The sequence below is a fragment of the Thioalkalivibrio sulfidiphilus HL-EbGr7 genome, assembly GCF_000021985.1.
Classification (GTDB): Bacteria; Pseudomonadota; Gammaproteobacteria; order Ectothiorhodospirales; family Ectothiorhodospiraceae; genus Thioalkalivibrio_A; species Thioalkalivibrio_A sulfidiphilus.
Window position 1 is genome coordinate 83,250 of sequence record NC_011901.1, and the last position, 23,609, is coordinate 106,858.

Sequence of the window (23,609 nt, forward strand, 5' to 3'; positions counted from 1 at the left end):
TCAACAATCCCGCCGCTTTGCCAGCCGACCTGCCGGCGCTCTGCCAGAATGGTCTTTATGAACGAACTTCACAGTTCTGATCCCCGCAAGGCTCAGGTCATCTCCATGGCGAGAGAGGCCGCCCGTCGGCGTACGGCGCCGGCCCAGTGGCGTTCCGGCCATGCCGAGGGCGAAGGCGAGTACGAGTACACGCCGCCGGCTGCCCGCATGCGCCTGGTGATCGTGGACGATCAGTCCACCGGAAGGCGCATCCTGCGGGAGCTGCTCCAGGACGTGGGTCAGGGGGTGGAGATCGTCGACTATGCCGCGCCCCAGGATGCCCTGCTGGATGTGCGCGAGAACCTGCCGGACCTGATCGTCACCGACTACCGCATGCCCGGGATGAACGGCACCCAGTTAATCCGCGCCGTGCGCGCCCTGCCCGGCGGCGCCGACGTGCCCATCGTGGTGGTGACCGTGCTCGAGGACCGCAACGTGCGCTACGAGGCCCTGGAGGCCGGCGCCACGGATTTCCTGTCCCGCCCCCTGGACCCGGTGGAATGCAGGGTGCGCTGCCGCAACCTGCTGCAACTGCGCCGCCAGGGGCGCCTGGTGCGCAAGCGCGCCCAGTGGCTGGAGCAGCGGGTGCTCGCCGCCACCCAGGAGGTCATCAAGCGGGAACGGGAGACCCTGTTCCGCCTCGCCAAGGCGGGGGAATACCGGGACGAGGGCACGGGTAACCACGTGCTGCGCATGGCCCGCTACGCCCGCTGCGTGGCCGAGGCCCTGGGCCTGGACGAGGTGCTGTGCGAGACCATCGAGCTGGCCGCGCCGATGCACGACATCGGCAAGATCGGCGTGCCGGACCATATCCTGCTCAAGCCCGGTGAGCTCACCCCGGACGAGCGCGAGATCATGATGCGCCATGCCAGCATCGGTCATCAGATCCTCATGGAATCCGATTCGCGCTACATCCAGATGGGCGCGGTGATCGCCCTGAGCCACCACGAGCGCTGGGACGGCGCCGGCTATCCCCAGGGGCTCGCCGGCGAGGCCATCCCCCTGCCGGCGCGCATCGTCGCCGTGGCCGATGTCTATGACGCCCTGCGTTCCGACCGCCCCTACAAGTCCGCCTGGAACCGGGATGCGGCCTGCGATTTCCTGCGTGACGAGGCCGGCAGGCGCTTCGACCCCACCGTGGTGGCCGCCTTCCTGAGCTGCTTCGAGCGTATCTGCCAGGTCGAGGACAGCTTGCGCGACACGACCTAGGGTGCGAGCATTTTTCCAGTGGTTCGCCCACACATGGCGGGCGGGCCGGCTCCCGGGAGGGCCGCCGTGAACGATCCCAGACAACGCCCGAGCGGCTCGGGCCAGGCCTCGCCGTCGGCGCTAGCCATGATTCGCCAGCGCCTGGCCTCCCGTGCCGACAGTGAACACCAGCAGGCGCTGCTGCGCCTGGTCATCGGCCTGGCGGTGTTCGTCTATTTCCACTCGCCCCTGTTCGCGGCGGTGGTGGATCCCCCCGCCCTGGAATACGCCCGTCTGGGCAGCACCCTGTTCCTGGCCTTTTCCCTGGGAATCTTCCTGGCCATCCTGCTGTGGCCGGAACCCAGTCCCTCGCGGCGTCTGCTGGGTCTGGCGGGGGACATGACCGGCGCCTCCCTGAGCCTGCTGCTGGGTGGCGAGGCCGGCGCGCCGATCCTGGCGGTGTACCTGTGGGTCATCGTGGGCAACGGTTTTCGCTACGGCCTGCCCTACCTGTACGCCGCCACGGTGATGGCCCTGGCCGGGTTTGCGGTGGTGTTTACGCTCAGTCCCTTCTGGTCCACCCACCCGGTGTTCAGCTTCAGCCTGATGCTGGTGCTGATCCTGGTGCCCCTGTATACCGCCACCCTGCTGCGCACCCTCAAGGGCGCCATCGACCGGGCCAACGAGGCCAACCAGGCCAAGCCCCGTTTCCTGGCCAACATGAGCCACGAGCTGCGCACCCCGCTCAACGGCGTGATCGGCATGAGCGACCTGCTCATGGACACGCCGCTCAACGACGAGCAGCGCGACCTGGGTCGATCCATCCACACCTCCGCCCGGGTGCTGCTGGGCCTGATCGAGAACATCCTGGACATCTCGCGCATCGAGTCAGGCAAGCTCAGCAGTGAGCGGGAGGATTTCGACCTGCATCGCCTGGTGCACGGCACCCTGGGCATGTTCGAGGCCCAGGCCCGCGGCAAGGGTCTGCACCTGGGCGCGCGCATCGACCCCAGCGTGCCCTTTGCCCTGCATGGCGACGCCCTGCACCTGCGCCAGGTGCTGGTGAACCTGATCGGCAACGCGCTGAAGTTCACCGAACGGGGCCAGGTGGAGCTCTCCGTGCAGCTGCTGGAAGCGCCCGCCGAGGATGCGGTGCGCCTGCGCTTCAAGGTGCGCGACACGGGCATCGGCATCCCGGAGGAGGCCCAGGCGCGCATCTTCGAGAGCTTCGAGCAGGCGGACACCACCGTCACCCGTCGCTATGGCGGCACCGGGCTCGGCACCACCATCGCCCGGCAGCTGGTGCAGCTGATGGGCGGGACCATGGGCCTGGAAAGCCGCGTGGGAGAGGGCACCACCTTCTACTTCGACCTGCCCCTGGGCCGGCAGGCGATCCCGGAGGAGGCAAGCCACGGCGCGCTGGCCTCGGAAGGCAGCCGGGTGCTCATCCTGGCCGAGGACAAGCTCGCCGCCGGTCTCGGCGAACTGCTCACGGGCTGGGGACTGGTGCCGGAGTCCGCGGAAAGCCCGCCCCAGGCCCTGGCACGCCTGTTCCACGGCGGCGAGAACCCGTCTGAGCCCCATGCGGTGGTGCTGGTCCAGCGGCGCATGCTGGGCGCCGATCCCGCCCATTTCCTGGGCCTGCTGCGTCAGGACGCGAGCCTGCGACGCCTGCCCCTGATCCTGCTGGATGAGGGCGCGGCGGGTCCGGCCCAGGACGTCTGGCTGCGTGCCGGCTATTCTGCCGTGCTGGGGGCGCCGCCGGACAAGACCCTGCTGTTCAACGCCCTGCACGCGGCACAAAGTGCGACGGAGCCCGCGGAAAACGTGGTCTCCCTGGCCGACCATTATCGCAGCCGTGCCGGCGGTGTCCGTGCCCTGCGCATCCTGGTGGCCGAGGACAACACGGTCAACCAGCAGGTCATCTCGGGCATCCTCGAGCGGGCCGGCCACAAGGTGACGGTGGTCGGCAACGGCGAGGCGGCGCTGGACCTGCTGTCCGCCCGGGCGCGGGATTTCGATCTCATGATCCTGGACATGAACATGCCCGTGATGGGCGGGCTGGATGTGCTCAAGGCCAGGGGCTTCATGGCCGAGGAGGCCAGGTTGCCGGCCATCGTGCTGACGGCCGATGCCACCACGGAGGCCCTGGTGGCCTGCCGCGAGGCAGGCGCCGAGGCCTACCTGACCAAGCCGCTGGACGCCCGGCGCCTGCTGGACACGGTGGCGGGGCTGGCCCTGCAGGGCGCCACGAGACCTGCAACCCTGGAGACGCGGCCCGAGCCAGCCGCGCCACAAACTGCGACAAAGGAGGTCGATGTGCTCAATTCGGAAGTCCTGGACAGCCTGGTGCGCCTCGGTTCGGGGCCGGTGTTCCTGATGGATCTGCTGGATGGTTTCCGGCGTGATGGCGAGCAACAGCTTGCCGACCTGCGTCAGGCGGTCACCATGAACGATTACCCGCGCATGCGCGACGCCCTACATGCCCTCAAGGGCAGCGCCGGGGAGATGGGTGGCGCCCTGCTGGTGCGCCTGTGCCAGGCGGCGGAGGGGCTCAAGCCCTATGAACTGGGCACGGACAAGCCCGCCACCTACGTGACCCACATCGAACAGGCCTTCCGCGAGACCTGTGCCGGGGTGGACGCCTACCTGCGCCGCCGGCGCGGCGATGCCGATGCGCTGACCTGAGCCGCGCCTGCAGCGATTGCAGGTGCGGTGCCTGCTCAGGACCCGCCCTAGCCCGCATATCTCACCGGTCGGACACCGGCGGGCGTGCAACAGGTTGATACACCAGTGAAATACGTCAAAATGGTGGCCGACCTCAGCATCACAGTCTGTTCCCGCCGGTGTCCTATCGCGGTTCAGGCTCGTCTTCGCGTCCGTAGGCTTGCTCTTCACTCAACCCATAGCGATTGCTATGGGGTTTCGCTCCAGAGCGGCGCCTACAGACACGAATCCTTCGCCTGCTCCCGCGATACCGGTGAGATATGCGGGCTAGTAAATCCAGACGATTTGTACATAGGTAGGTCGGGCTTCAGCCCGACGCAGCGGCGCTCGATCAAGCCATGGGTGTCGGGCTAAAGCCCGACCCACGAAGCGATCATGGTCCACGATCGGCCCGATGTACCAAGCTTTCGAAACCGCAGACCTAAGCGAAAAAACCGCTGAACGTACCCCTCCGCGGGGTACGTTCAGCGCAGTGTCAGGCTCGATCCCTGCCGCGGCCTCATGCCGCGTCGCGGCCGCGGGCCGACTGCCGGGCCACCAGCCTTTCCATCATGCGCAGATCACGGGGGGTCAGCCGCAGGGCGGCGTCCACCCAGATCTCCGTGATGCCGATCAGCTCCTCACGGGTCACCGGATTGCTCAGCCGCTTGGCGGCGCGCAGGGCACGGAAGCCGTTGCGGGCACGGTTTTCCCGGGCGATGTAGTCATACACCGCCTGCTCCCCCTGGCCGTCTTCCGCCAGCACGTCCACCACGCCCATGGCATGCAGTTCCTCGGCGGTGTGGATCCTGCCCGACAGGATCAGCCGCTCGGCGCGCACCGGGTCCAGCTTGCGGGACAGCAGGCTGTAGGCGCCCATGCCCGGGAACAGGTTGAACAGGATCTCCGGCAGGCCCATCCGCGCGCTGCGCTCGGCGATCAGCACGTGGGCGGACATGGCGCCCTCGAAGCCGCCTCCCAGGGCCTCGCCCTGCACCAGGGAGATGGTGGTGATGTCGCGGCCGTCGATACCGCTGATGTTGGTCCAGAGCATGTCGATGCAGGCATGGGCATAGCGCTGCAGGCTCTGGCGGTCGCCGGCCTCCACCAGGCTGCGGAACAGGGCCAGGTCACCCCCCAGGTTGAAGATCCCCGGGACCTTGGAGGCCAGCACCATGTAGTCGATGCCCGCATCCTCGGGTGCATCCAGCCGGTGGGCCATGTCATCCCGGAAGCTGGACAGCTCGGACAGCAGGTCCGGGCTGAAGCAGGGGCGCGGCTGTGCGTGCATGTAGTACCACATGACGCGGTGCTGCGTGTCCAGCCAGGTGGACAGGTTCGGCTGGCTGGGTTCCTGGGCGTGCTCGGGGATCTGGATCTGGGGCAGGTGGCTCATGGCAGTACTCCTTGGGGATGACCCCTGGGTGGGATGGACACATCTTCCATGTTAGGAGCCGCCGGGCCAGTTAAGTTGCAGTGCATCACATTCCGGAGTGAAACACGGCCGTCATCTGGGAAAATCAGGGGTTTGCGCCAAATTGGCGCAGGCTGGCCCGCAGGTCGGGGCCGTAGCAGAGGGGTGGTGAGATAGGCGGGCTGGGCGTGTCAGCCCGCCCAGTGGCGTTGCAGCCCGGATTCCTCGGCGATGCGGGTGGCGAGCACGGCACGGGCCCGATCGCCGTCGTGGCCCAGCATGAGCAGTTCCAGCCAGGCGTCCAGGGCCGCCAGGCGCAGCAGCACCGGCCAAGCGCCCCGTTCGATGGCCTTCAGCGGGCGCAGGCGATGGTAGGCGTTGAGCAGGGCGGCGCTCAGGCTGCGGTCCAGGCGCCCGTCCGGACCCCGGCAGCAGTCGTTGACCGCCACCGCCACGTCCAGCAGCAGGGCATGGCGACAGGCATGGCCGAAGCCGGTGAGCCCGACTTCGCCCCGTTCGTCGAACACCAGCCGCCGGCGATTGGGGGCGCCGTGGACGATACCCTGGGGCAGATCGCCGAAGCGGTACAGCCCCTGATAGCGCACCTCTTCCTGGAGCAGGGCCTGGTCAGCCTGCGCCAGATAGGGCGAGAGGATCTCGACGCACTGGCGACGCCAGCGGTGGCTGCGATGGGGTTCCCGGGCGGACTCGAAGTCCTGGCAGGCGACATGAATGCGGCCCAGCAGTGCGCCCACCCGGGCGCAGTCCTCGGCGCTGAACTGTTCCAGATGCCGGCCCTCGGGCCAGCGCACCAGGGCACCGGGATAGTCCCCCAGGGGGCGGATCCAGGCGCCGTCCCGGCCGCGCACCACGCTCGGCACCGGCAGTGCATGGCCCGCCAGGTGATCCAGCAGCGCCTCCAGGAAGGTGTCGGTCATGCCCGGGCCCACGAGCCAGAAATGCCCGGTGTCGGTGATCACGTGCCCGCGCCGCCCGCGCCGCCCCGGGTGGAATTCCTGCAGGGGGCCCAGATCGTAGGCGGCGAGAAACGCCTCCAGCTCCCCACGGGTGGGCAGCGGGTTGCAGGGCGGGGGAAACGGGCTGGCGTGGGGGACGGAACTCACCAGCGGAAAATGGTCCAGGCGGGGATCATGAGCCCCGGGTCCAGCTCGTGGGCGCGGGAATCCAGGTTGCCGTCACCGTCGGTGTCCACCAGGTAATAGGGCGGGCCGCTGGTGGGGGTGATGCGCACCATGTACAGCTGGCCGTGCAGGCGGTATTCCTCGATGATCTCCCCGTCGCGGCGGATGATGGTCACCTGGGGCTCCATGATCTCCCGGGTCACCGCTTCGCTGTCGTCCAGCAGGGGCGGCGGGGGCGGCACCTCGGCAAATGCGAGGCCCGGTATCAGCAGTGCGGCGGCAAGCAGGCTGGTCTTCATCATCACAGCTCCATGAGCTTTTCTTTCTCTTCCGGCGAGGGCTCGAAACCCCGGGCCTCGTAGTAGTCGAAGATGGCGTTGACCGCGTCACTGGGCTCGTCCACCAGGGTGTAGAGCTTGAGATCGGACTCGTCGATGGTGCCCTGGGCCACCAGGGTGTCCTCGAACCAGTCCAGCAGCCCCTTCCAGAAGGCGCTGTGCACCAGGATGATGGGGATGCGCCGGGTCTTGCCGGTCTGCACCAGGGTGAGGATCTCCGCCAGCTCGTCCAGGGTGCCGAAACCGCCGGGCAGCACCACGTAGGCGGAGGCGTATTTCACGAACATCACCTTGCGGGAGAAGAAGTGCCTGAAGCCCAGGGAGATGTCCTGGTAGTCGTTGGCGGTCTGCTCGTGGGGCAGAGCGATGTTCAAGCCGATGCTGGGTGACTTGCCGCCGAAGGCGCCCTTGTTGGCGGCCTCCATGATGCCCGGCCCGCCGCCGCTGACCACTGCGAAGCCCGCGTCCGAGAGCTCCCGGGCGATCTCCTCCGCCAGCTTGTAGATGGGGTTGTCCGGCTGGATGCGCGCCGAGCCGAAGATGCTCACCGAGGGCTTGATGCGCGCCAGGCGTTCGAAGCCCTCCACGAACTCAGCCATGATCTGGAAGATCTTCCAGCTCTCGCGGGTGAGCACGGTGTCGTCGATGGGCTGCAGCCCGGGATGGCTGTGACGGGAAGTGGGATTCATGGTGCGGTGTATCTCGAAGGGTTGATGGCTAGCTTATCCCCAAACCGGAGGCGGGTAAAACGGCGTGGATCGGCTGATCACGCAAAGCCCGCAGAGACGCAGAGGGCGCAAAGGTTTTGGGGTTCAAGACGTCATCACTTTGCGGTCTCTGCGTCTCCGCGCCCTTTGCGTCCAATAGAGAGGCTGGGGGGCGCCCGGGTTTTCCAATCCGCAGGCCGAAACACCATAATGCTGCCACAGACCTGAACCCCCGGAGTGAGACCCCGTGAGCAAGACCCCGCCCCTGGTGCTGGTGGATGGATCCTCCTACCTGTATCGCGCCTTCCACGCCCTGCCGCCCCTGACCAATTCCCGGGGTGAACCCACCGGGGCCGTCTATGGTGTGGCCAACATGCTGCGCAAGCTGCTCAAGGACTACGCGCCGGAGCACGTGGTGGTGGTGTTCGATGCCAAGGGCAAGACCTTCCGGGACGAGATGTACGCCGAGTACAAGGCCAACCGCCCGCCCATGCCCGACGAGCTGGCCGCCCAGGTGGAGCCCCTGCACCAGGTGGTCCAGGCCATGGGCCTGCCCATGCTGGTGGTCCCCGGGGTGGAGGCGGACGACGTGATCGCGACCCTGGCCCGCGAGGGCAGGGAACACGGCCTGGAGGTGGTGATCTCAACCGGCGACAAGGACATGGCCCAGCTGGTGGAGCCCGGGGTGACCCTGGTGAACACCATGACCGACACCAAAATGGATGCCGAGGGGGTCAAGGAGAAGTTCGGCGTTGCGCCGGAGCAGATCGTGGATTACCTGGCGCTGATCGGCGACACCGTGGACAACGTGCCCGGGGTGGACAAGGTGGGGCCCAAGACCGCAGTGAAGTGGCTGGAGGCCTACGGCAGTCTCGACGGCATCATGGAACACGCGGAGGAGATCAAGGGCAAGGTGGGCGAGAACCTGCGCGCGGCCCTGGGCCACCTGCCCCTGTCCCGGGAGCTGGTGACCGTGCGCCGGGACCTGGAACTGGACGTGACGCCCGAGTCCCTGCGTCTCGGCGAGCCGGACCGGGAGACCCTCAGGGCGCTGTTCTCCCGCCTGGAATTCCGCACCTGGCTCAAGGAACTGGAGTCGGGCGAAGAGCAAGCCCAGGCCGCATCCGATGACCCGACACCCGGCCAGCCCGCCCAGGCCTACGAGACGATCCTGGACGAAAAGGCCCTGGCCGCCTGGATGAAGCGCCTGGAGACGGCAGAGCTGTTCGCCTTCGACACCGAGACCACCAGCCTGGACTACATGCAGGCGCAAGTGGTGGGGGTCTCCTTCGCCGTGAAGACCGGCGAGGCCGCCTACCTGCCGCTCGCCCATGACTACGCCGATGCGCCCCAGCAACTGGATCGGGACGAGACGCTGAAGCGCCTCAAGCCCCTGCTGGAGAGCGCCAGGCACAAGAAGCTCGGCCATCACCTCAAATATGACCGCAACGTGCTGCTCAACCACGGCATCGAGTTGAACGGCATCGAGCACGACACCATGCTGGAGTCCTACGTGTTGAACAGCACGGCGAGCCGTCACGACATGGACAGCCTGGCCCAGAAGTACCTGGACTACCGCACCACCCACTACGAGGAAGTGGCCGGCAAGGGGGCCAAGCAGATCCCCTTCTCCCAGGTGCGCATCGAGGACGCCACCCCCTACGCCGCCGAGGACGCGGACATCACCCTGCGCCTGCATGAACACCTCTGGCCGCAGCTCTCGGCCGCCGAGGGCCAGTGCCGGGTGTACCGGGAGATCGAGATGCCCCTGGTGCCGGTGCTCTCGCGCATGGAGCGCACCGGGGTGAAGGTGGACGCCGAGCGCCTGTTCGCCCAGAGCCACGAGCTGGCCGAGCGCATGGGCCAGATCGAGCGGGAGGCCCATGAGGTGGCCGGCGGGGCCTTCAACCTGGGCTCACCCAAGCAGATCCAGGAGATCCTGTACGAGCGCCAGAAGCTGCCGGTGCTCAGGAAGACCCCCAAGGGCCAGCCCTCCACCGCCGAGGACGTGCTGGAGCAGCTGGCCCTGGACTATCCGCTGCCGAAGCTGATCCTGGAGCACCGCTCGCTGTCCAAGCTCAAGTCCACCTACACCGACAAGCTGCCGGAGCGCATCGACCCGGACACCGGCCGGGTGCACACCTCCTATCACCAGGCGGTGGCCTCCACCGGGCGCCTGTCCTCCTCGGACCCCAACCTGCAGAACATCCCCATCCGCACCGAGGAGGGCCGGCGCATCCGCCAGGCCTTCGTGGCCCCTTCGGGCCGGCGGCTGGTAGCGGCGGACTACTCCCAGATCGAGCTGCGCATCATGGCCCACCTGTCCGGGGACGCCGGCCTGCTCAGGGCCTTCGCCGAGGGTCAGGACATCCACCGGGCCACCGCCGCCGAGGTCTTCGGCGTGGGCCTCGACCAGGTCTCCGGCGAGCAGCGCCGGGCCGCCAAGGCCATCAACTTCGGGCTCATCTACGGCATGTCCGCCTTCGGCCTGGCCCGCCAGCTGGGCATCGAGCGGGGCGACGCCCAGGACTACGTGGACCGCTATTTCGCCCGCTATCCCGGCGTGAAGGACTACATGGAATCCACCCGGGAAAAGGCCCGGGATCTGGGCTACGTGGAGACCCTGTTCGGCCGGCGCCTGTACCTGCCGGACATCAATGCCCGCAACGGCCAGATCCGCGCCCAGGCGGAGCGGGTGGCCATCAACGCCCCCATGCAGGGCACCGCCGCGGACATCATCAAGCGGGCCATGATCCAGGTGGATCAATGGATTCGCGAATCACGAATACCGGCGGTGATGATCCTGCAGGTGCACGACGAACTGGTGCTGGAGGTGGACGAGGACGCGGTGGACAAGGTGCGTGAGGAGCTGTGCGTGCGCATGTCCCAGGCCGCCGAGCTCAAGGTGCCCCTGGTGGTGGAGGCCGGGGTGGGGGATAACTGGGATGATGCACATTAGAGGCAGTGGCTAGTGGCAAGTAGCCAGTTGCAAGGGGGCCCTGCCACTTGAGACTTGCCACTGTTTTTAGTGCATTGTTCACAAATCCACCATCCGGCCGGCGGTCGGAGAACTTTCTTCGTGAGGGAGAGTCATACTCAGGTAAGCGCTGTAGCCCGGCGCTTCCCCGCTTCCCTCCCTGAGCGGGTGGATGGCTCAGACTCCCCCAAGTTGAGCCTTTTATTGAGCCCCGGCGCCCGCCGGGGCTTTTTTTTGCCGCTGGCATGAGGAAACAGGCACCAGCGCAAAGGACATTCGGGACTGTTTCACACTTTGTGGCATTGGGCGTCATGGGCAGAACTTTTCCGCCAGCCCCCAGTCTGACATTACAAGCGCTCTAGCCCGGCGCTGCCCGCTTTTCCTCCCCTGAGCGGGATGGCTCGATTCCCCAAGTCGAGCCTCCATTCTGCCCCGGTCGTACCAGCTCTCCCCGAGCGGTCACCGGGGTTTTTTTTGGCCTCGATTGGGCGGGTTAGGGTCAAAGGCGTTTAAGCCACAGAGGGCACAGAGGTCACAGAGGGAAAAGATAACGCAAAGGGTTTTCACGACTTGACATAGGATCAGTCCAGGGCACGCTGGCCGAATCGCGGTATATCACTGCCATTCAATGCATTTTCTCTGTGACCTCTGTGACCTCTGTGACCTCTGTGCCCTCTGTGCCCTCTGTGGCTAAAAAAGCCCTTACTCCGACGCAGCCCGGGCCTCGGGTTCCGCGGTCAGCCCCAGCCACTGGTCCAGGATGCCGTGGGCGTCTTCCACCCCCTCCCGCTTGAGGGCCGAGAAGGGCTGTACCGTGGCCTCGATGCCGGCATCGCCCAGGGCCCGGGCCACCTGGCGGGCGGTGTCCATGGCCGGGCCCCGGCGTATCTTGTCGGCCTTGGTCAGCAGCACGTGCACCGCCAGGCCACGTTCCCGGGCCCAGCCCAGCATGGTCCAGTCGTGGTCCGTGAGCGGATGGCGGATGTCCATGACCACCACCAGCCCTTTCAGGCACGCGCGCTCACCCAGGTAGTGCTCCATGAGCTTGCGCCAGGCCTTGCGCATGGCCTCGGGGACCTTGGCATACCCATAGCCGGGTAGATCCACCAGGCGCCGGGACTCATCCAGGGCGAAGAAATTGATCAGCTGGGTGCGCCCCGGGGTCTTGCTGGTGCGGGCCAGGGCGCGCTGGTTGCACAGTACGTTGATGGCGCTGGATTTGCCCGCGTTGGAGCGGCCGGCAAAGGCCACCTCCATGCCCTCATCGGTGGGGAAGGCGTCGGGTCTGGCGGCGCTGATCAGGAAACGGGCCTGCTGGTAGAAGGGGTTCAAGCGACGTGCTCCGGAGAGGGGTTCAGGCCCGGCAGGCAGGGGCCTTTGGCTTTTGCGGGCTGGGGTTTTGTGGTATACAGTGCAGCCATTTTTGGCAATGGCCGGGACCCGGGTCAATGTTTTCGGGCCACCCATGGCTCATAAAATAACGATTCCCTCTCAGTAAATCCTAGATGTCACCAGGAGTACATCCGCGATGAACAAGTACGCTCTGATTGCCCTCGCCGCCCTCGGGCTTGCCCTGTCCGCCCCGGTGATGGCCGATGCCGGCGATGCGACCCGTGGCAAGGGCCTGTCCGCCTCCTGCGCCGCCTGCCATGGTGCCGACGGCAACAGCGTGAACCCTGAATGGCCCAAGCTGGCCGGCCAGGGCGAGGCCTACCTGTTCAAGCAACTGGTGGACTACAAGGAAGGCCGCCGCCAGAACGTGCTGATGGCCGGTCAGGTGGCCAACCTGAGCACCCAGGACATGCGTGACCTGGCGGCCTTCTTCGCCTCCCAGACCATCACCCCCGGCACCGCCGATGCGTCCATGGTCGAGCTGGGTGAGCAGATCTACCGCGGCGGCAATGCCGCCACCGGCGTGGCCGCCTGTATCGCCTGCCACGGCCCCAACGGCCAGGGCAACCCCGCCGCCATGTTCCCCAAGGTGGCCGGCCAGCACGCCAAGTACAATGCCGACCAGCTGCGCTACTTCCGCGACGAGAGCCGCGCCAACGACAACGGCCGGATGATGCGCAACATCGCCCGCCGCATGACCGACGCGGAGATCGAGGCCGTCTCCCAGTACATGGCCGGTCTGAGCCGCAACTGATCGCGAATCGGGTTATCTCACTGATTCGTCAAGAAAAGGGTGGCCTGGTCCACCCTTTTTTTGGCACGCGATAATCCATCATGTCCCCGCGCTGCCTGAGTGAACTTGTGGCATCCGGAGGGTCAAACCACAATGCCTGAGCCCGCGCCGCGGGTTTCGGGCGAGCGCCGGGACAAGGCGCAGGGTTGAGGCGCGATCCCCGTCCGGCGGGGCGCAAGACAAGAGAACCATCAATATGAGCAGTACCACCAAGGCGGTCACCCGCGGGCAGCGCTCCACCGGCGCCATCCTGCTGGAATTCCTGGGTTCCATGAGCCTCGCCATCACCCTGCTGGTGGCCCTGGCCATTGCCTCCGTGATCGGCACGGTGCTGCAACAGAACCAGCCCTACCAGGACTACCTGCTCAAGTTCGGGCCCTTCTGGCACGAGATCTTCGCCGGCATGGCCCTCTACGATGTCTACTCCGCCGGCTGGTTCCTGGTGATCCTGACCTTCCTGGTGGTCTCCACCAGCGTGTGTATCTATCGCCATGCGCCCACGATGGTGCGCGACATGCGCCATTTCCGCATGTCGGTGAAGGAAAAATCCCTGCGCAGTTTCCAGCACCACGTGGCCGATGAGCTGGACATGGCCCCCGCCGCGGCAATCGATCGCACCAGTCGTGCCCTGAGCAGCCGCGGTTACCGGGTGCGGGTCAAGGACCATGGTGATCACCAGGTCCTCTCAGCCATGAAGGGCGCCTCCAACCGCCTGGGTTACCTGTTCACCCACGTGGCCATCGTGATCATCTGCGTGGGTGCCGTGATGGACGGCCGCATGCCGATGAAACTGGCAGAATTGACCGGACGTCTGGTGGTGGAGACCCGGGACATTCCGGCCTCCCAGGTGCCTCCGGAGAGCCGTCTGGGGGCCGCCAACCGTTCCTTCCGGGGCACCGTCGAGATCCCCGAGGGCCGGCGCGCCAACGTCGTCTTCATCAACATTCGTGACGGTTTTGTGGTCCAGGAACTCCCCTTCACCGTGGAGGTGCGCCAGTTCCGCGTCGAGCATCACTCCACCGGCGCGCCGCGCTCTTTCGAGAGCGACCTGGTGATCTTCGACAATGACCTGCCCGAGCCCCTGGAGCAGACCATCAGCGTCAACCACCCGCTCATCTACAAGGGCCACGCCATCTACCAGGCGAGCTTCGGCGACGGCGGCTCCAGGCTGAACATCAACATCTGGCCGCTCAATGAGCGCGGCCTGGAGCCGGTGCCGTTCGAGGGCAACGTGTTCCAGAACTATCCCATGGAAGTGGTGGACCGGGGTGAATGGACCCTGGAACTGCACGACTTCGCGCTGCACAACATCAACCCCTTCCTGGACGAGCAGGGTCAGCGATTCAACCGCAATTTCGGCCCCAGCTTCACCTTCCGCCTGCGCGACCGCACCGGCGTGGCCATGGAGTACCAGAACTACATGGCGCCGGTGGAGCAGGAAGGCCGGCTGTTTTACCTGAGCGGTGTGCGCGAGAGCGTGGCCGATGAGTTCCAGTACCTGCACATCCCCGCCGACCCCAGCGGCAGCCTGCAGCGTTTCATGACCTTCCATGCCATGCTGCAGAACCCGGCGGTGATCGCCGAGGTCGCGCGCTCCACCACCACGGCGGCGGTGGCCGAGGTACGTGGCGACGACGAGGTGCAGGAGCAGGTGCGCCGCACCATGGAGCGGCTGATGCTGCTGTTCGCCCAGGGCGGCTATGACGCCATCGCCCAGGAGATCGAATCCCGCACACCGCCGGAACAGGTCTCCCAGGTCACCGAGGTGTTCATCCGTGTGTTGCACGCCGGCCTGCAGGCCCTTTACCTGGAGGTGCTGGCAGAGGAAGGCGTGGACGAGATCACCGAGGCCGACCAGGTGTTCCTGGAGGATGCCGTGGTGGCGGCCAATGCCATCCACTTCTACGGTTCGCCGGTGTTCCTGCACCTGACCGGTTTCGATCATATCGAGGCCTCCGGCCTGATGATCACCAAGTCCCCGGGCCAGGGCGTGGTCTATTTCGGCAGCATCATGCTCACCATCGGCATCTTCCTGATGTTCTACGTGGCCCACCGCCGCTGCTGGCTGTGGGTGACCCCGGCCGGCGAGGGCCGCAGCCGCGTGGTGTTTGCTGGTACCAGCAACCGGAATATGGTGGAATTCGACAAGGAATTCGGTGTGCTTACCGCCGCCGCCCTGGGTAAAGAGCCCGCATCCGACCGTGACGGAGCGACGCAGCAGCAGGGCGCGTCATAAACACGGGACCCCTTCTGGAGTGATGACTTTCAAGAGGTAAATGCTATGTCCGTTCCCCACGAGGCTATTCAGGTCGAACAGCCCGGCTGGTTCCGTCGCCTGAGTCACCTGGACTGGGCCTGGGCCGCCCTGGTGACCGCAGCAACGGTCTTCGTCCTGGTCATGTACGGCGACCGCATCGATTTCTACGAGACCAGTGTGCTGCTGATCGTGGCGCCGGGCATCCTCTGGCTGGGCTGGTTCTGGCGCCCCTTCCAGGCCTTCAGCCTCGCCGTGGCGGGTCTCAGCCTGCTGGGCATCCTGAGCTACCACGGCTGGAGCCTGTCCGATCCCGGTGACCTGGCGCGCGCCGAAACCAATTTCTTCCTCAAATTCCTGGTCTCCGGCGAGACCGCCACCATGTGGATGTGCGTGCTGCCGTTCGGCGCCACCGCCAGCTATCTCGCCCCCCTGTTCCGCTACAAGGACGGTCGCCCGGCCATCAAGCCGGCCCTGATCATGCTGGCGGTTACCGGTGCCATCGGTGCCGCCCTGGTGTATGTGGGCATGAACAACATCCGGGTGGGCGTGCAGTTCATCGCGCCCATGTTCCTGATCGTCACCGCCGGCGCCCTGATCGGCCTGTTCGCGCGCAGCGACTTCCCCGCCCGGGTGGGGACCGCGCTGGCCTGGAGCGGCTCGGTGATGGGTCTGACCGGCCTGATGGTGCGCTGGCGCGAGACCTACCTGCATGACCCCACCTGGGGCTATGTGCCGGTGAGCAACCTCTACGAGGTGTTCATCCAGTTCGCCGTGATGACCACCATGATGTACCTCTACTACGAATACCGCAGCCGTAACCGTGCCATGGGCGGCTTCGTGATGATGGTGGTGAGCGCCTCGGTGTGCTTCCTGCTGTGGTACGTGTTCGACCGCGAGGCGCACCTCATCGAGCCGCTGGTGCCGGCCCTGCAGAGCTGGTGGATGAAGATCCACGTGCCCGCCAACTTCGTGGGTTACGGTGGTTTCGCCATCGCCGCCATGCTGGGCGTGGCCTACCTGCTGCGCGCCCGGGGCGAGCGGGTCAATCCCGATGGCCTGCTGGCCACCCGTCTGCCCAGCCGCGAGGTGATGGATGACGTGATGTACAAGGTCATCGCGCTGGGCTTCGCGTTCTTCACCATCGCCACCATCCTGGGCGCTATGTGGGCGGCCGAGGCCTGGGGCGGCTACTGGTCCTGGGACCCCAAGGAGACCTGGGCCCTGATCGTGTGGCTCAACTACGCGGCCTGGCTGCACATGCGATTCACCAAGGGCTGGCGCGGCGTGCCCATGGCCTGGTGGGCCATCGTGGGCCTGTTCATCACCACCTTCGCGTTCATCGGTGTGAACATCTTCCTCTCCGGCCTGCATTCCTACGGCACACTGTGAGGCATTTCATGACCCGTTCTCCTGGCACTCTGTTTTCGATCCTGTTCGCGTTGGCCCTGCTGGCGTTGCCCGTGCAGGCCAGCGAGCCGACGGAGGGCATCGACTACATCGTCCTGCCCCAGCCCGTGCCGACCCGGGTGGCGGATGGCCAGGTGGAGGTGGTGGAGCTGTTCTGGTACGGCTGCCCCCACTGCTACCACTTCGAGCCGCACCTGAAGGCGTGGAAGGACGCCAAGCCCGAGCATGTGGAGTTCCGTTATCTGCCGGCGGTGTTCAATGACCTCTGGGCCCTGCATGCCCGGGTGTTCTACGCCTTCGAGCACATGGGCGTGTTCGATCAGCTGCATGCCCCCTTCTTTCACGCCATCCACGCCCAGGGCCGGCGCATGGCGGATGAGCGCTCCATCCTGCGCTTCGTGGAAAGGGAGGGGGTCGATCCGGCCGCCTTCCGCGAGGCGATGGTCTCCGACGAGGTGACCGCCAGGGTGCGCGAGGCCATCCAGAAGACCCGGGATTACCGCATCGAGGGCGTGCCCTCGGTGGTGGTGGACGGCCGTTATCTGGTCACCGCGACCATGGCGGGCGGCTTCGAGAATAAGGTGCGGGTCATAGAGCACCTGGTGGAGAAGGCCGGGACCGAGGCCACCGCCACCCGCTGATCGGCTCGGTCCGGCCTTTGGGTCGGGCCCTTGCTTGAAAGCGACCGTTGCTGCCACCACTATGAGGTCAGCGCCCATCAGCCAGACATCATGACCCAGCATACGCCAGCCAAACCCTTTCACACCTATCCCGCGCAGCCCACCGGGGATGCGGGCCAGGGACTGCTGGAGGTGGGGCCGAGCACCCCGCCGCTCGCCGGCCAGCGTATCCGGGTGCTGAGCTACAACGTGCAGGTGGGCATCAGCGCCACTCGCTTTCACCACTACTTCACCAACAGCTGGAAACACGTGCTGCCCTACCAGGGGCGCCTGGGCAACCTGGACAGCGTGGCGCGCTTTATCTCCGGCTTCGACCTGGTGGGCCTGCAGGAACTGGACGCCGGCAGCCTGCGCAGCCAGTTCATCAACCTGGCCCAGTACCTCTCCGAGCGCAGCGACCTGCCCTACTGGTACAGCCAGACCAATCGCAATCTGGGCAAGATCGCCCAGCACAGCCTGGGGCTGCTGTCCCGCTACCATCCCCACACCGTGGTGGAGCACAGACTGCCCAGCGTGATCCCCGGCCGCGGCGCCCTGGAGGCCCACTTCGGTGCGGAGCAGGGCTCCGGTTCCCTGGTGATCATGCTGGTGCACCTGTCCCTGGGCAAACGGGACCGGCGCCTGCAGATGGAATACATCGCCGAGGTGCTGCGGGATCACGAGCACGTGGTGGTGATGGGGGACATGAACTGTTCCTGCCACGCGGACGAGGTCAAGCGCCTGGTGCGCCAGACCCGCCTGCAGGAACCCCTGGCCGCCCACAAGACCTATCCCAGCTGGCGACCCGCCCATGCCTTTGACCACATCCTGGTCACGCCCGGTCTGGGCGTGGAGCAGGTGCACGTCTACAATGTGAATTATTCCGATCATCTGCCGGTGGGCGTGGAGATCGTGGTGCCTGAGGGCATCACCCTGCCCCACTGGACAGATCACTGACCCATTCACGCGCCACAGCCGCAGGGACGTTACCGGGTGTCCGAAGACGAGCAGAGGAAGCTGAAGTACCTGGACGTGATCCGCGAGCTGGAGCGCGAGCTGGACCAGCGCCGCGAGGCCGAGACCGCCCTGCGCAAGCTCGCCGAGCGACTGGGCCGCTGTGCCCAGGGCCGTTCCCCGGTCCTGGACCAGGCCCTCGGCGAGATCATCTCATCCCTCGGCACCCAGCTGGAGCCTGCCCGGGTGGAGGCACTGACCGCGCGCCTGCAGACGGCGCTCAGGGATGTGGATCTTCCCGATGCACCGCCATCGTCTTCCCTGGACGATGCCCCTGACCCCTCACGGGCCGCCACCGCGGCCCCGACGGCATTCCTCGAAGCCCTGCAGGATCGTCTGCCGGCGGTGCCCGGCCTGCGCGGCGAACTGGAGAGCCTGATCGAACGCCTGGAGCGGGATCAGGCGCCGGCGGACTGGGGGCTGATGCTGAACGGCGTGGCCAATGTGCTCAAGGAGCAATGCCTGCGCGCCCAGCGGGAACGCCACGAGCTGGAATCCTTCCTCAAGGAGATCACCGACCGTCTGGGCGAGTTCGACGCCTACCTGACCGGACAGAACAACGACATGGATGCGTCGCGACAGGAAGGAGTGTCGCTGGAGACCCGCATCCAGGGCGAGGTGCGCGAGCTGCAGACGGGCATGGCCCGGGTGGGCAGCCTGGACGAACTGCGCACCATGGTCTCCCTGCGCCTGGATGCCATCGGCGATCACGTACGCAGCTTCCGGGAGGCCGATGAGCGTCGCTGCGAAGACTACCGCACCCGGGCCGAGCGCATGCGCGCACGCATCGTGCAGCTGGAGCATGAGGCCCAGGGTCTGCGCCGCACCATGGATGACGAGCGCAAGCAGGCGCTCATCGATCAGCTCACCGGCGTGCCCAACCGCCAGGCCTTCGACGAGCGTCTCGCCCAGGAATACAGTCGCTGGAAACGTTTCAACACGCCGCTGGCGCTGATCATGTGGGACGTGGATCGCTTCAAGCTCATCAACGACTCCTATGGCCACAAGGCGGGTGACAAGGTGATCCGCGCCGTGGCGCAGAAGCTCAAGGAGCGCATCCGGGAAACCGACATGGTGGCCAGATACGGCGGAGAGGAGTTCGTCATGCTGCTCACCGGCGCAAGCGGTCAGGATGCGCTGGCCATCGCTGAAAAGATCCGCGCCGAGATCGCCGGACTCGGTTTTCATTTCCGCGGCGAGCGCGTCCCCATCACCATCTCCGCCGGCATCGCCCTGTTCGCCGAGGGAGACACCCCGGAGACCGCCTTCGACAATGCCGACCGCGCCCTGTACGAGGCGAAGAACACCGGACGCAACCGCTGCGTGTTGCATTGAGTGTAGTGAGGGGTGAGGCGATAGGCGTTAGGCGTGAGACACGAGGATGACACCTCGCGGTGGATGGCCGTCCTGACTGTTTCACACCTATCGCCTACCACCTCACACCTCACGACTTTGTCATTCCCGCCGTGCCCCCGTAAGCTGTGGACATGACTGCAGACCGTATCACCCCGGGCCCCGTCGTGTTCGGCGAGGTCCTGTTCGATTGTTTCCCTGACCGTCGCGTCCTGGGCGGTGCCCCCTTCAACGTGGCCTGGAACCTGCACGGTCTGGGACAGGCACCGCTGTTCGTGGGTGCCGTGGGTGACGATGACAACGGTGCCGAGGTGCGACGCACCGTGTCCGCGTGGGGCATGGACATGTCCGGACTGCAGCAGGATCCGCTGCATCCCACCGGCACCGTGCAGGTGCGCATCGAAAACGACGAACCCAGCTACGAGATCGTCCCCGATCAGGCCTACGACCATATCGCCCGGGAACCGGCCCTCAAGGCCGTGGCGGGGCGTGAACAGGCTATTCTGTATCACGGCAGCCTGGCGCTGCGTCATCACCAGTCCCGCCACACCTTACTCGCCCTGCGCGAGCATCTTCGCGCAAGGGTGTTCCTGGACGTGAACCTGCGCGCGCCCTGGTGGGATGTGGAAAGCGTTCACGCACTCATGCATGGCGCCACCTGGGTCAAGCTCAACGAGCAGGAACTGGATGCCCTGGTCAAAGACGATGGCGAGGGGCTGGAATCAAAGGCGCGGCATTGCCTTGAGCGCTTCGGCCTTCAGGCTCTGATCGTCACCCGCGCAGCGGAGGGTGCCCTGGTGGTGAGCCGCGAGGGGCGCGTGCTGTCCCGAAGCGCGCCGCCCGTGGACGGTCTGGTGGACACCGTGGGCGCGGGGGATGCCTTCAGCGCCGTGACGCTCATGGGCCTGATGCACGGCTGGGACTGGGAGGAGATCCTGGACCGTGCCGCCGGATTCGCGGCGAAGGTGTGTACCCTGCGCGGGGCGACCAGTCAGGAGAAGGGGTTTTATCGATGGTAAGGCGTGAGGCGTGAGGTGTCGGCAAGGCAACCTGTCCAACTACACCTATCACCTCACGCCTACCCCCTCCCTTACCTGTTGTTGACGCTCAGTCTGCCCGGCCCCATGAACGCGATGGCCACGGCACCGAACAGGAACAGGCCCTGCAGTTCCAGGGCCCAGCCGCCATGGCTGGTCAGGTCGAACAGCTGGTGGGGATGGGCCAGGGCGACGGCCACCACCATGGTGAAGACGATCAGCGCCGCGCCGATGCGGGCGTGCCAGCCGAGGATCACCAGGATCGGCGCCAGCACCTCGCCCACGTAAACACCGTAGGCAATGAAACCGGGCAGGCCGACACCCTGGAGCATGCCCTCGATGCCGCTCACGCCGTTGAAGATCTTGTGGATGCCGTGCATCAGGAACAGCACGCCAAGGCTGACGCGCAGGATGAGTTTGCCCAGGTCTTCCGCCATGCCGTATGTCATTCCGCACCTCCATCGCGCCGGATTATTGTTATCAGGGGGTTGAACCAAACCCCGCGAGTGTGGCCCAACCCATCCACGGCGTCAAAAGCCCCGGCAAACGGGCGCCGAACCCCCTATAATGTCCCCAGTCTTCCCATCATCGCGGCGCTCTCGCGCCCCCTGGATTACCTCAAATTGAATACCGACAATGACACCGTGGCCGGCTTTGACGCCCTTGGCCTGAATCCCGCCGTTCTGAAGGCCCTGACCGATACGGGCTATGAAGCGCCCACGCCCATCCAGGCCGAGGGCATCCCGCCGCTGCTGGCCGGACGCGACCTGCTCGGCCAGGCCCAAACCGGCACCGGCAAGACCGCCGCCTTCGCCCTGCCCGCCCTGTCGCGCCTGGATCTCAAGGACAACCGCACCCAGGTGCTGGTGCTGGCGCCGACCCGCGAACTGGCCATCCAGGTGGCCGAGGCCTTCCAGACCTACGCCCGGCACCTGCCCGGCTTCCACGTGCTGCCCATCTACGGCGGCCAGCCTTACGGCATCCAGCTCAAGCAGCTGAGCCGGGGCGCCCAGGTGGTGGTGGGTACGCCGGGCCGCGTCATGGACCACATGCGCCGCGGCACCCTCAAGCTCGACGCCCTGCGCACCCTGGTGCTGGACGAGGCGGACGAGATGCTGCGCATGGGTTTTATCGACGACGTGGAGTGGATCCTGGAGCAGACCCCGGCCTCCCGCCAGGTGGCCCTGTTCTCGGCCACCATGCCCGAGGTGATCCGCCGGGTGGCCCACACCCACCTGAAGGAACCGGCCGAGGTGCGCATCCGTTCCGCCACCACCACGGCCACCACCATCCGCCAGCGCTACTGGCGGGTCAGCGGGCTGCACAAGCTGGATGCGCTCACCCGGCTGCTGGAGACTGAGCCCTTCGACGCCATGCTCATCTTCGTGCGCACCAAGACCGAGACGGTGGAGCTGGCCGAGCGGCTCACCGCCCGGGGCCATGCCTGCGAGGCCCTGAACGGTGATATCCCCCAGAACCAGCGCGAGCGGGTGGTGGAGCGCCTCAAAAAGGGCCAGCTGGACATCCTGGTGGCCACCGACGTGGTGGCGCGGGGCCTGGACGTGGAACGCATCAGCCATGTGCTGAACTACGACATCCCCCACGACACCGAATCCTACGTGCATCGCATCGGACGCACCGGCCGCGCCGGGCGCACCGGCGAGGCGATCCTGTTCGTGGCGCCCCGGGAGCAGCGCATGCTCAAGGCCATCGAGCGGGCCACGCGCCAGCCCATCGAGCCCATGCACATGCCCACCGCCGGCGACGTCAACGCCCAGCGCATCGCCCGTTTCAAGGAACGCATCAACGAGGCACTGGGTTCCGACGACCTGGAACCGTTCCTGGAACTGGTGACGGACTACCAGCAGGAGACCGGTGCAGAGCCCCTGGAGATCGCCGCCGCCCTGGCCCGGCTCGCCCAGGGCAAGGAGCCCCTGCTGCTGGACGAACGCGCCCCGCCGCCGCCCCGCGCCGAGTTCATGCCCCGCCCGGAGCGCGACACCGGCCGCGCGGAGAAGCCCAGGCCGCGCAAGTCTGGCGCTCATTCGGAGGCGCCGCTGCCGCTCAAGGGCCAGCCCGACGTGGCCATGGAGCGCTTCGTGGTGGACGTGGGTCATGCCCACGGCCTGAAGCCCGGCAACCTGGTGGGTGCCATCGCCAACGAGGCGGGCCTGGACAGCCAGTACATCGGCCACATCGACATCGGCGACGAGACCACCACCGTGGACCTGCCCGCCGACATGCCCCGCCCCCTGCTCAAGCACCTGCAGGGGGTCTGGGTGTGCGGCCGCAAGCTGGGTCTGCGCCCCTTCGGCGAGCCATCCCCCGCCCAGGCGCACAAACGGGGTCCCAAGGGACCCAGACGTCCCGCCGGCTCCGCCGCGCGCAAGCCGGCGCCGAGAAAGACCCTGTCCAAGCCACGCAAGGGTTAAATCAGGGGCCTGATCCTGGACGGTCCTATACTCAAAGGGCAGCGGGGGACACTCCGCTGCCCTTTTTGTTGGCGCTGAACGTGTCCGTCCCGGACCTGTCAGCGCGCCGCATCCGTCATCAGCGGGAGAGACCGGCATGAGCATCCACGGCCGCAGCTACCGGGTCATCACCCTCAACGAATTCATCATCGAACGCCAGGCGGACTTCCTGCACGCCAAGGGTGAACTCTCCCGGCTGCTGCACCACCTGGGGGTGGCCGCCAAGATCGTCAACAAGAAGATCAACAAGGCCGGCCTGGTGGACATCCTGGGCCGCGCAGGGGACGTGAACGTGCAGGGCGAGGAGGTGCAGAAGCTGGACGTGTTCGCCAACGAGCAGTTCATCGCCGCCCTGCGCGCCAGCGGCGAGTGCTGCGGCATCGCCTCCGAGGAGGACCAGACCATCACGGTGTTCGACGAGGGCCTGTCACGGGATGGTCGCTACGTCTTCTGCATGGATCCCCTGGACGGTTCCTCCAACATCGAGGTGAATGTCTCGGTGGGCACCATCTTCTCCATCTACCGGCGCCGCTCCGAGCCGGGCACGCCCGCGCAGCTGGAGGACTTCCTGCAGCCGGGCACCGCGCAGGTGGCCGCCGGCTACGTGATCTACGGCTCCTCCACCATGCTGGTCTACACCACCGGCAACGGCGTCAACGGCTTTACCCTCGACCCCTCCATCGGCGAGTTCTGCCTCTCCCACCCGGACATCAAG

17 protein-coding genes and 1 pseudogene are annotated in these 23,609 nt (G+C 66.5%); 12 read left to right on the top strand and 6 right to left on the bottom strand.

Annotated features, from left to right (window positions below; translation table 11 throughout):
• Positions 1-57: 57 nt before the first annotated feature.
• Positions 58-1,248: an HD domain-containing phosphohydrolase gene (locus tag TGR7_RS00400; protein ID WP_148211437.1), complete on the top strand. Its 1,191-nt coding sequence runs from the start codon at positions 58-60 to the stop codon at positions 1,246-1,248.
• A gap of 66 nt (positions 1,249-1,314) precedes the next feature.
• Positions 1,315-3,915, top strand: a complete 2,601-nt coding sequence (locus tag TGR7_RS00405) for an ATP-binding protein (RefSeq protein ID WP_012636675.1) — start codon at positions 1,315-1,317, stop codon at positions 3,913-3,915.
• Between the two features lie 538 nt (positions 3,916-4,453).
• On the opposite strand, the gene TGR7_RS00410 is transcribed toward TGR7_RS00405, so the two are convergent.
• The 4 genes from TGR7_RS00410 to TGR7_RS00425 form a co-directional block, all read right to left on the bottom strand.
• Positions 4,454-5,329: a crotonase/enoyl-CoA hydratase family protein gene (locus TGR7_RS00410; RefSeq protein WP_012636676.1), complete on the bottom strand. Its 876-nt coding sequence runs from the start codon at positions 5,327-5,329 to the stop codon at positions 4,454-4,456.
• Between the two features lie 209 nt (positions 5,330-5,538).
• Positions 5,539-6,471, bottom strand: coding sequence for a homoserine kinase (locus TGR7_RS00415; RefSeq protein ID WP_012636677.1), 933 nt, complete (start codon positions 6,469-6,471; stop codon positions 5,539-5,541).
• Positions 6,468-6,791, bottom strand: coding sequence for a DUF2782 domain-containing protein (locus TGR7_RS00420; protein WP_012636678.1), 324 nt, complete (start codon positions 6,789-6,791; stop codon positions 6,468-6,470). The genes TGR7_RS00415 and TGR7_RS00420 overlap by 4 nt, the downstream gene beginning before the upstream one ends.
• A complete protein-coding gene (locus TGR7_RS00425) occupies positions 6,791-7,516 on the bottom strand; it encodes an LOG family protein (RefSeq protein WP_012636679.1) in 726 nt (241 codons plus the stop codon). Before TGR7_RS00425 ends, TGR7_RS00420 begins: the two co-directional genes overlap by 1 nt.
• A gap of 265 nt (positions 7,517-7,781) precedes the next feature.
• Here TGR7_RS00425 and polA point away from each other — a divergent pair, with 265 nt between their 5' ends.
• On the top strand, positions 7,782-10,493 hold the full coding sequence (polA, locus tag TGR7_RS00430; protein ID WP_012636680.1) for a DNA polymerase I: 2,712 nt from the start codon (positions 7,782-7,784) through the stop codon (positions 10,491-10,493).
• A 720-nt stretch (positions 10,494-11,213) separates the two neighbouring features.
• Here the strand turns inward: polA and yihA are convergent.
• Complete coding sequence (yihA, locus tag TGR7_RS00435; protein WP_012636681.1) at positions 11,214-11,843, bottom strand: ribosome biogenesis GTP-binding protein YihA/YsxC; 630 nt, start codon at positions 11,841-11,843, stop codon at positions 11,214-11,216.
• 196 nt (positions 11,844-12,039) lie between these two features.
• Between yihA and TGR7_RS00440 the strand changes: the two genes are divergently transcribed.
• The 7 genes from TGR7_RS00440 to TGR7_RS00470 all read left to right on the top strand — a co-directional run bounded on the left by TGR7_RS00440 (position 12,040) and on the right by TGR7_RS00470 (position 20,405).
• Entirely contained in the window at positions 12,040-12,657 is a 618-nt protein-coding gene (locus TGR7_RS00440; protein ID WP_012636682.1) for a c-type cytochrome, read from the top strand.
• Positions 12,658-12,892: 235 nt separating this feature from the next.
• Positions 12,893-14,932: a cytochrome c biogenesis protein ResB gene (locus tag TGR7_RS00445; RefSeq protein WP_012636683.1), complete on the top strand. Its 2,040-nt coding sequence runs from the start codon at positions 12,893-12,895 to the stop codon at positions 14,930-14,932.
• Between the two features lie 45 nt (positions 14,933-14,977).
• Positions 14,978-16,342 carry a c-type cytochrome biogenesis protein CcsB gene (gene ccsB, locus TGR7_RS00450; RefSeq protein WP_012636684.1) on the top strand — a complete coding sequence of 455 codons (1,365 nt, stop codon included), beginning with the start codon at positions 14,978-14,980 and terminating at the stop codon, positions 16,340-16,342.
• 8 nt (positions 16,343-16,350) lie between these two features.
• The gene (locus TGR7_RS00455; protein WP_012636685.1) at positions 16,351-17,001 is read left to right on the top strand and encodes a thiol:disulfide interchange protein DsbA/DsbL; all 651 of its coding nucleotides are present in this window, start codon (positions 16,351-16,353) and stop codon (positions 16,999-17,001) included.
• 90 nt (positions 17,002-17,091) lie between these two features.
• A complete protein-coding gene (locus TGR7_RS00460; protein ID WP_012636686.1) occupies positions 17,092-17,976 on the top strand; it encodes an endonuclease/exonuclease/phosphatase family protein in 885 nt (294 codons plus the stop codon).
• Between the two features lie 36 nt (positions 17,977-18,012).
• Positions 18,013-19,368, top strand: coding sequence for a GGDEF domain-containing protein (locus TGR7_RS00465; RefSeq protein WP_012636687.1), 1,356 nt, complete (start codon positions 18,013-18,015; stop codon positions 19,366-19,368).
• Positions 19,369-19,520: 152 nt separating this feature from the next.
• Complete coding sequence (locus tag TGR7_RS00470) at positions 19,521-20,405, top strand: carbohydrate kinase family protein (protein WP_012636688.1); 885 nt, start codon at positions 19,521-19,523, stop codon at positions 20,403-20,405.
• 71 nt (positions 20,406-20,476) lie between these two features.
• Here the strand turns inward: TGR7_RS00470 and TGR7_RS00475 are convergent, their stop codons facing one another.
• The gene (locus TGR7_RS00475) at positions 20,477-20,872 is read right to left on the bottom strand and encodes a DoxX family protein (RefSeq protein WP_012636689.1); all 396 of its coding nucleotides are present in this window, start codon (positions 20,870-20,872) and stop codon (positions 20,477-20,479) included.
• Between the two features lie 174 nt (positions 20,873-21,046).
• Here TGR7_RS00475 and TGR7_RS00480 point away from each other — a divergent pair, with 174 nt between their 5' ends.
• On the top strand, positions 21,047-22,855 hold the full coding sequence (locus TGR7_RS00480) for a DEAD/DEAH box helicase (protein WP_012636690.1): 1,809 nt from the start codon (positions 21,047-21,049) through the stop codon (positions 22,853-22,855).
• Positions 22,856-22,991: 136 nt separating this feature from the next.
• A pseudogene (locus tag TGR7_RS17695) lies at positions 22,992-23,540 on the top strand (class 1 fructose-bisphosphatase); the annotation flags it as partial.
• Positions 23,541-23,609 lie beyond the last annotated feature (69 nt).

Excerpts from the sequence above, each read along its gene's own strand:
- TGR7_RS00440 (WP_012636682.1), top strand. The coding sequence starts at position 12,040 with ATGAACAAGTACGCTCTGATTGCCCTCGCCGCCCTCGGGCTTGCCCTG.
- TGR7_RS00425 (WP_012636679.1), bottom strand. The coding sequence starts at position 7,516 with ATGAATCCCACTTCCCGTCACAGCCATCCCGGGCTGCAGCCCATCGAC.
- ccsB (WP_012636684.1), top strand. The coding sequence starts at position 14,978 with ATGTCCGTTCCCCACGAGGCTATTCAGGTCGAACAGCCCGGCTGGTTC.
- TGR7_RS00420 (WP_012636678.1), bottom strand. The coding sequence starts at position 6,791 with ATGATGAAGACCAGCCTGCTTGCCGCCGCACTGCTGATACCGGGCCTC.
- TGR7_RS00410 (WP_012636676.1), bottom strand. The coding sequence starts at position 5,329 with ATGAGCCACCTGCCCCAGATCCAGATCCCCGAGCACGCCCAGGAACCC.
- TGR7_RS00445 (WP_012636683.1), top strand. The coding sequence starts at position 12,893 with ATGAGCAGTACCACCAAGGCGGTCACCCGCGGGCAGCGCTCCACCGGC.
- TGR7_RS00400 (WP_148211437.1), top strand. The coding sequence starts at position 58 with ATGAACGAACTTCACAGTTCTGATCCCCGCAAGGCTCAGGTCATCTCC.
- TGR7_RS00470 (WP_012636688.1), top strand. The coding sequence starts at position 19,521 with ATGACTGCAGACCGTATCACCCCGGGCCCCGTCGTGTTCGGCGAGGTC.
- TGR7_RS00455 (WP_012636685.1), top strand. The coding sequence starts at position 16,351 with ATGACCCGTTCTCCTGGCACTCTGTTTTCGATCCTGTTCGCGTTGGCC.
- TGR7_RS00475 (WP_012636689.1), bottom strand. The coding sequence starts at position 20,872 with ATGACATACGGCATGGCGGAAGACCTGGGCAAACTCATCCTGCGCGTC.
- TGR7_RS00460 (WP_012636686.1), top strand. The coding sequence starts at position 17,092 with ATGACCCAGCATACGCCAGCCAAACCCTTTCACACCTATCCCGCGCAG.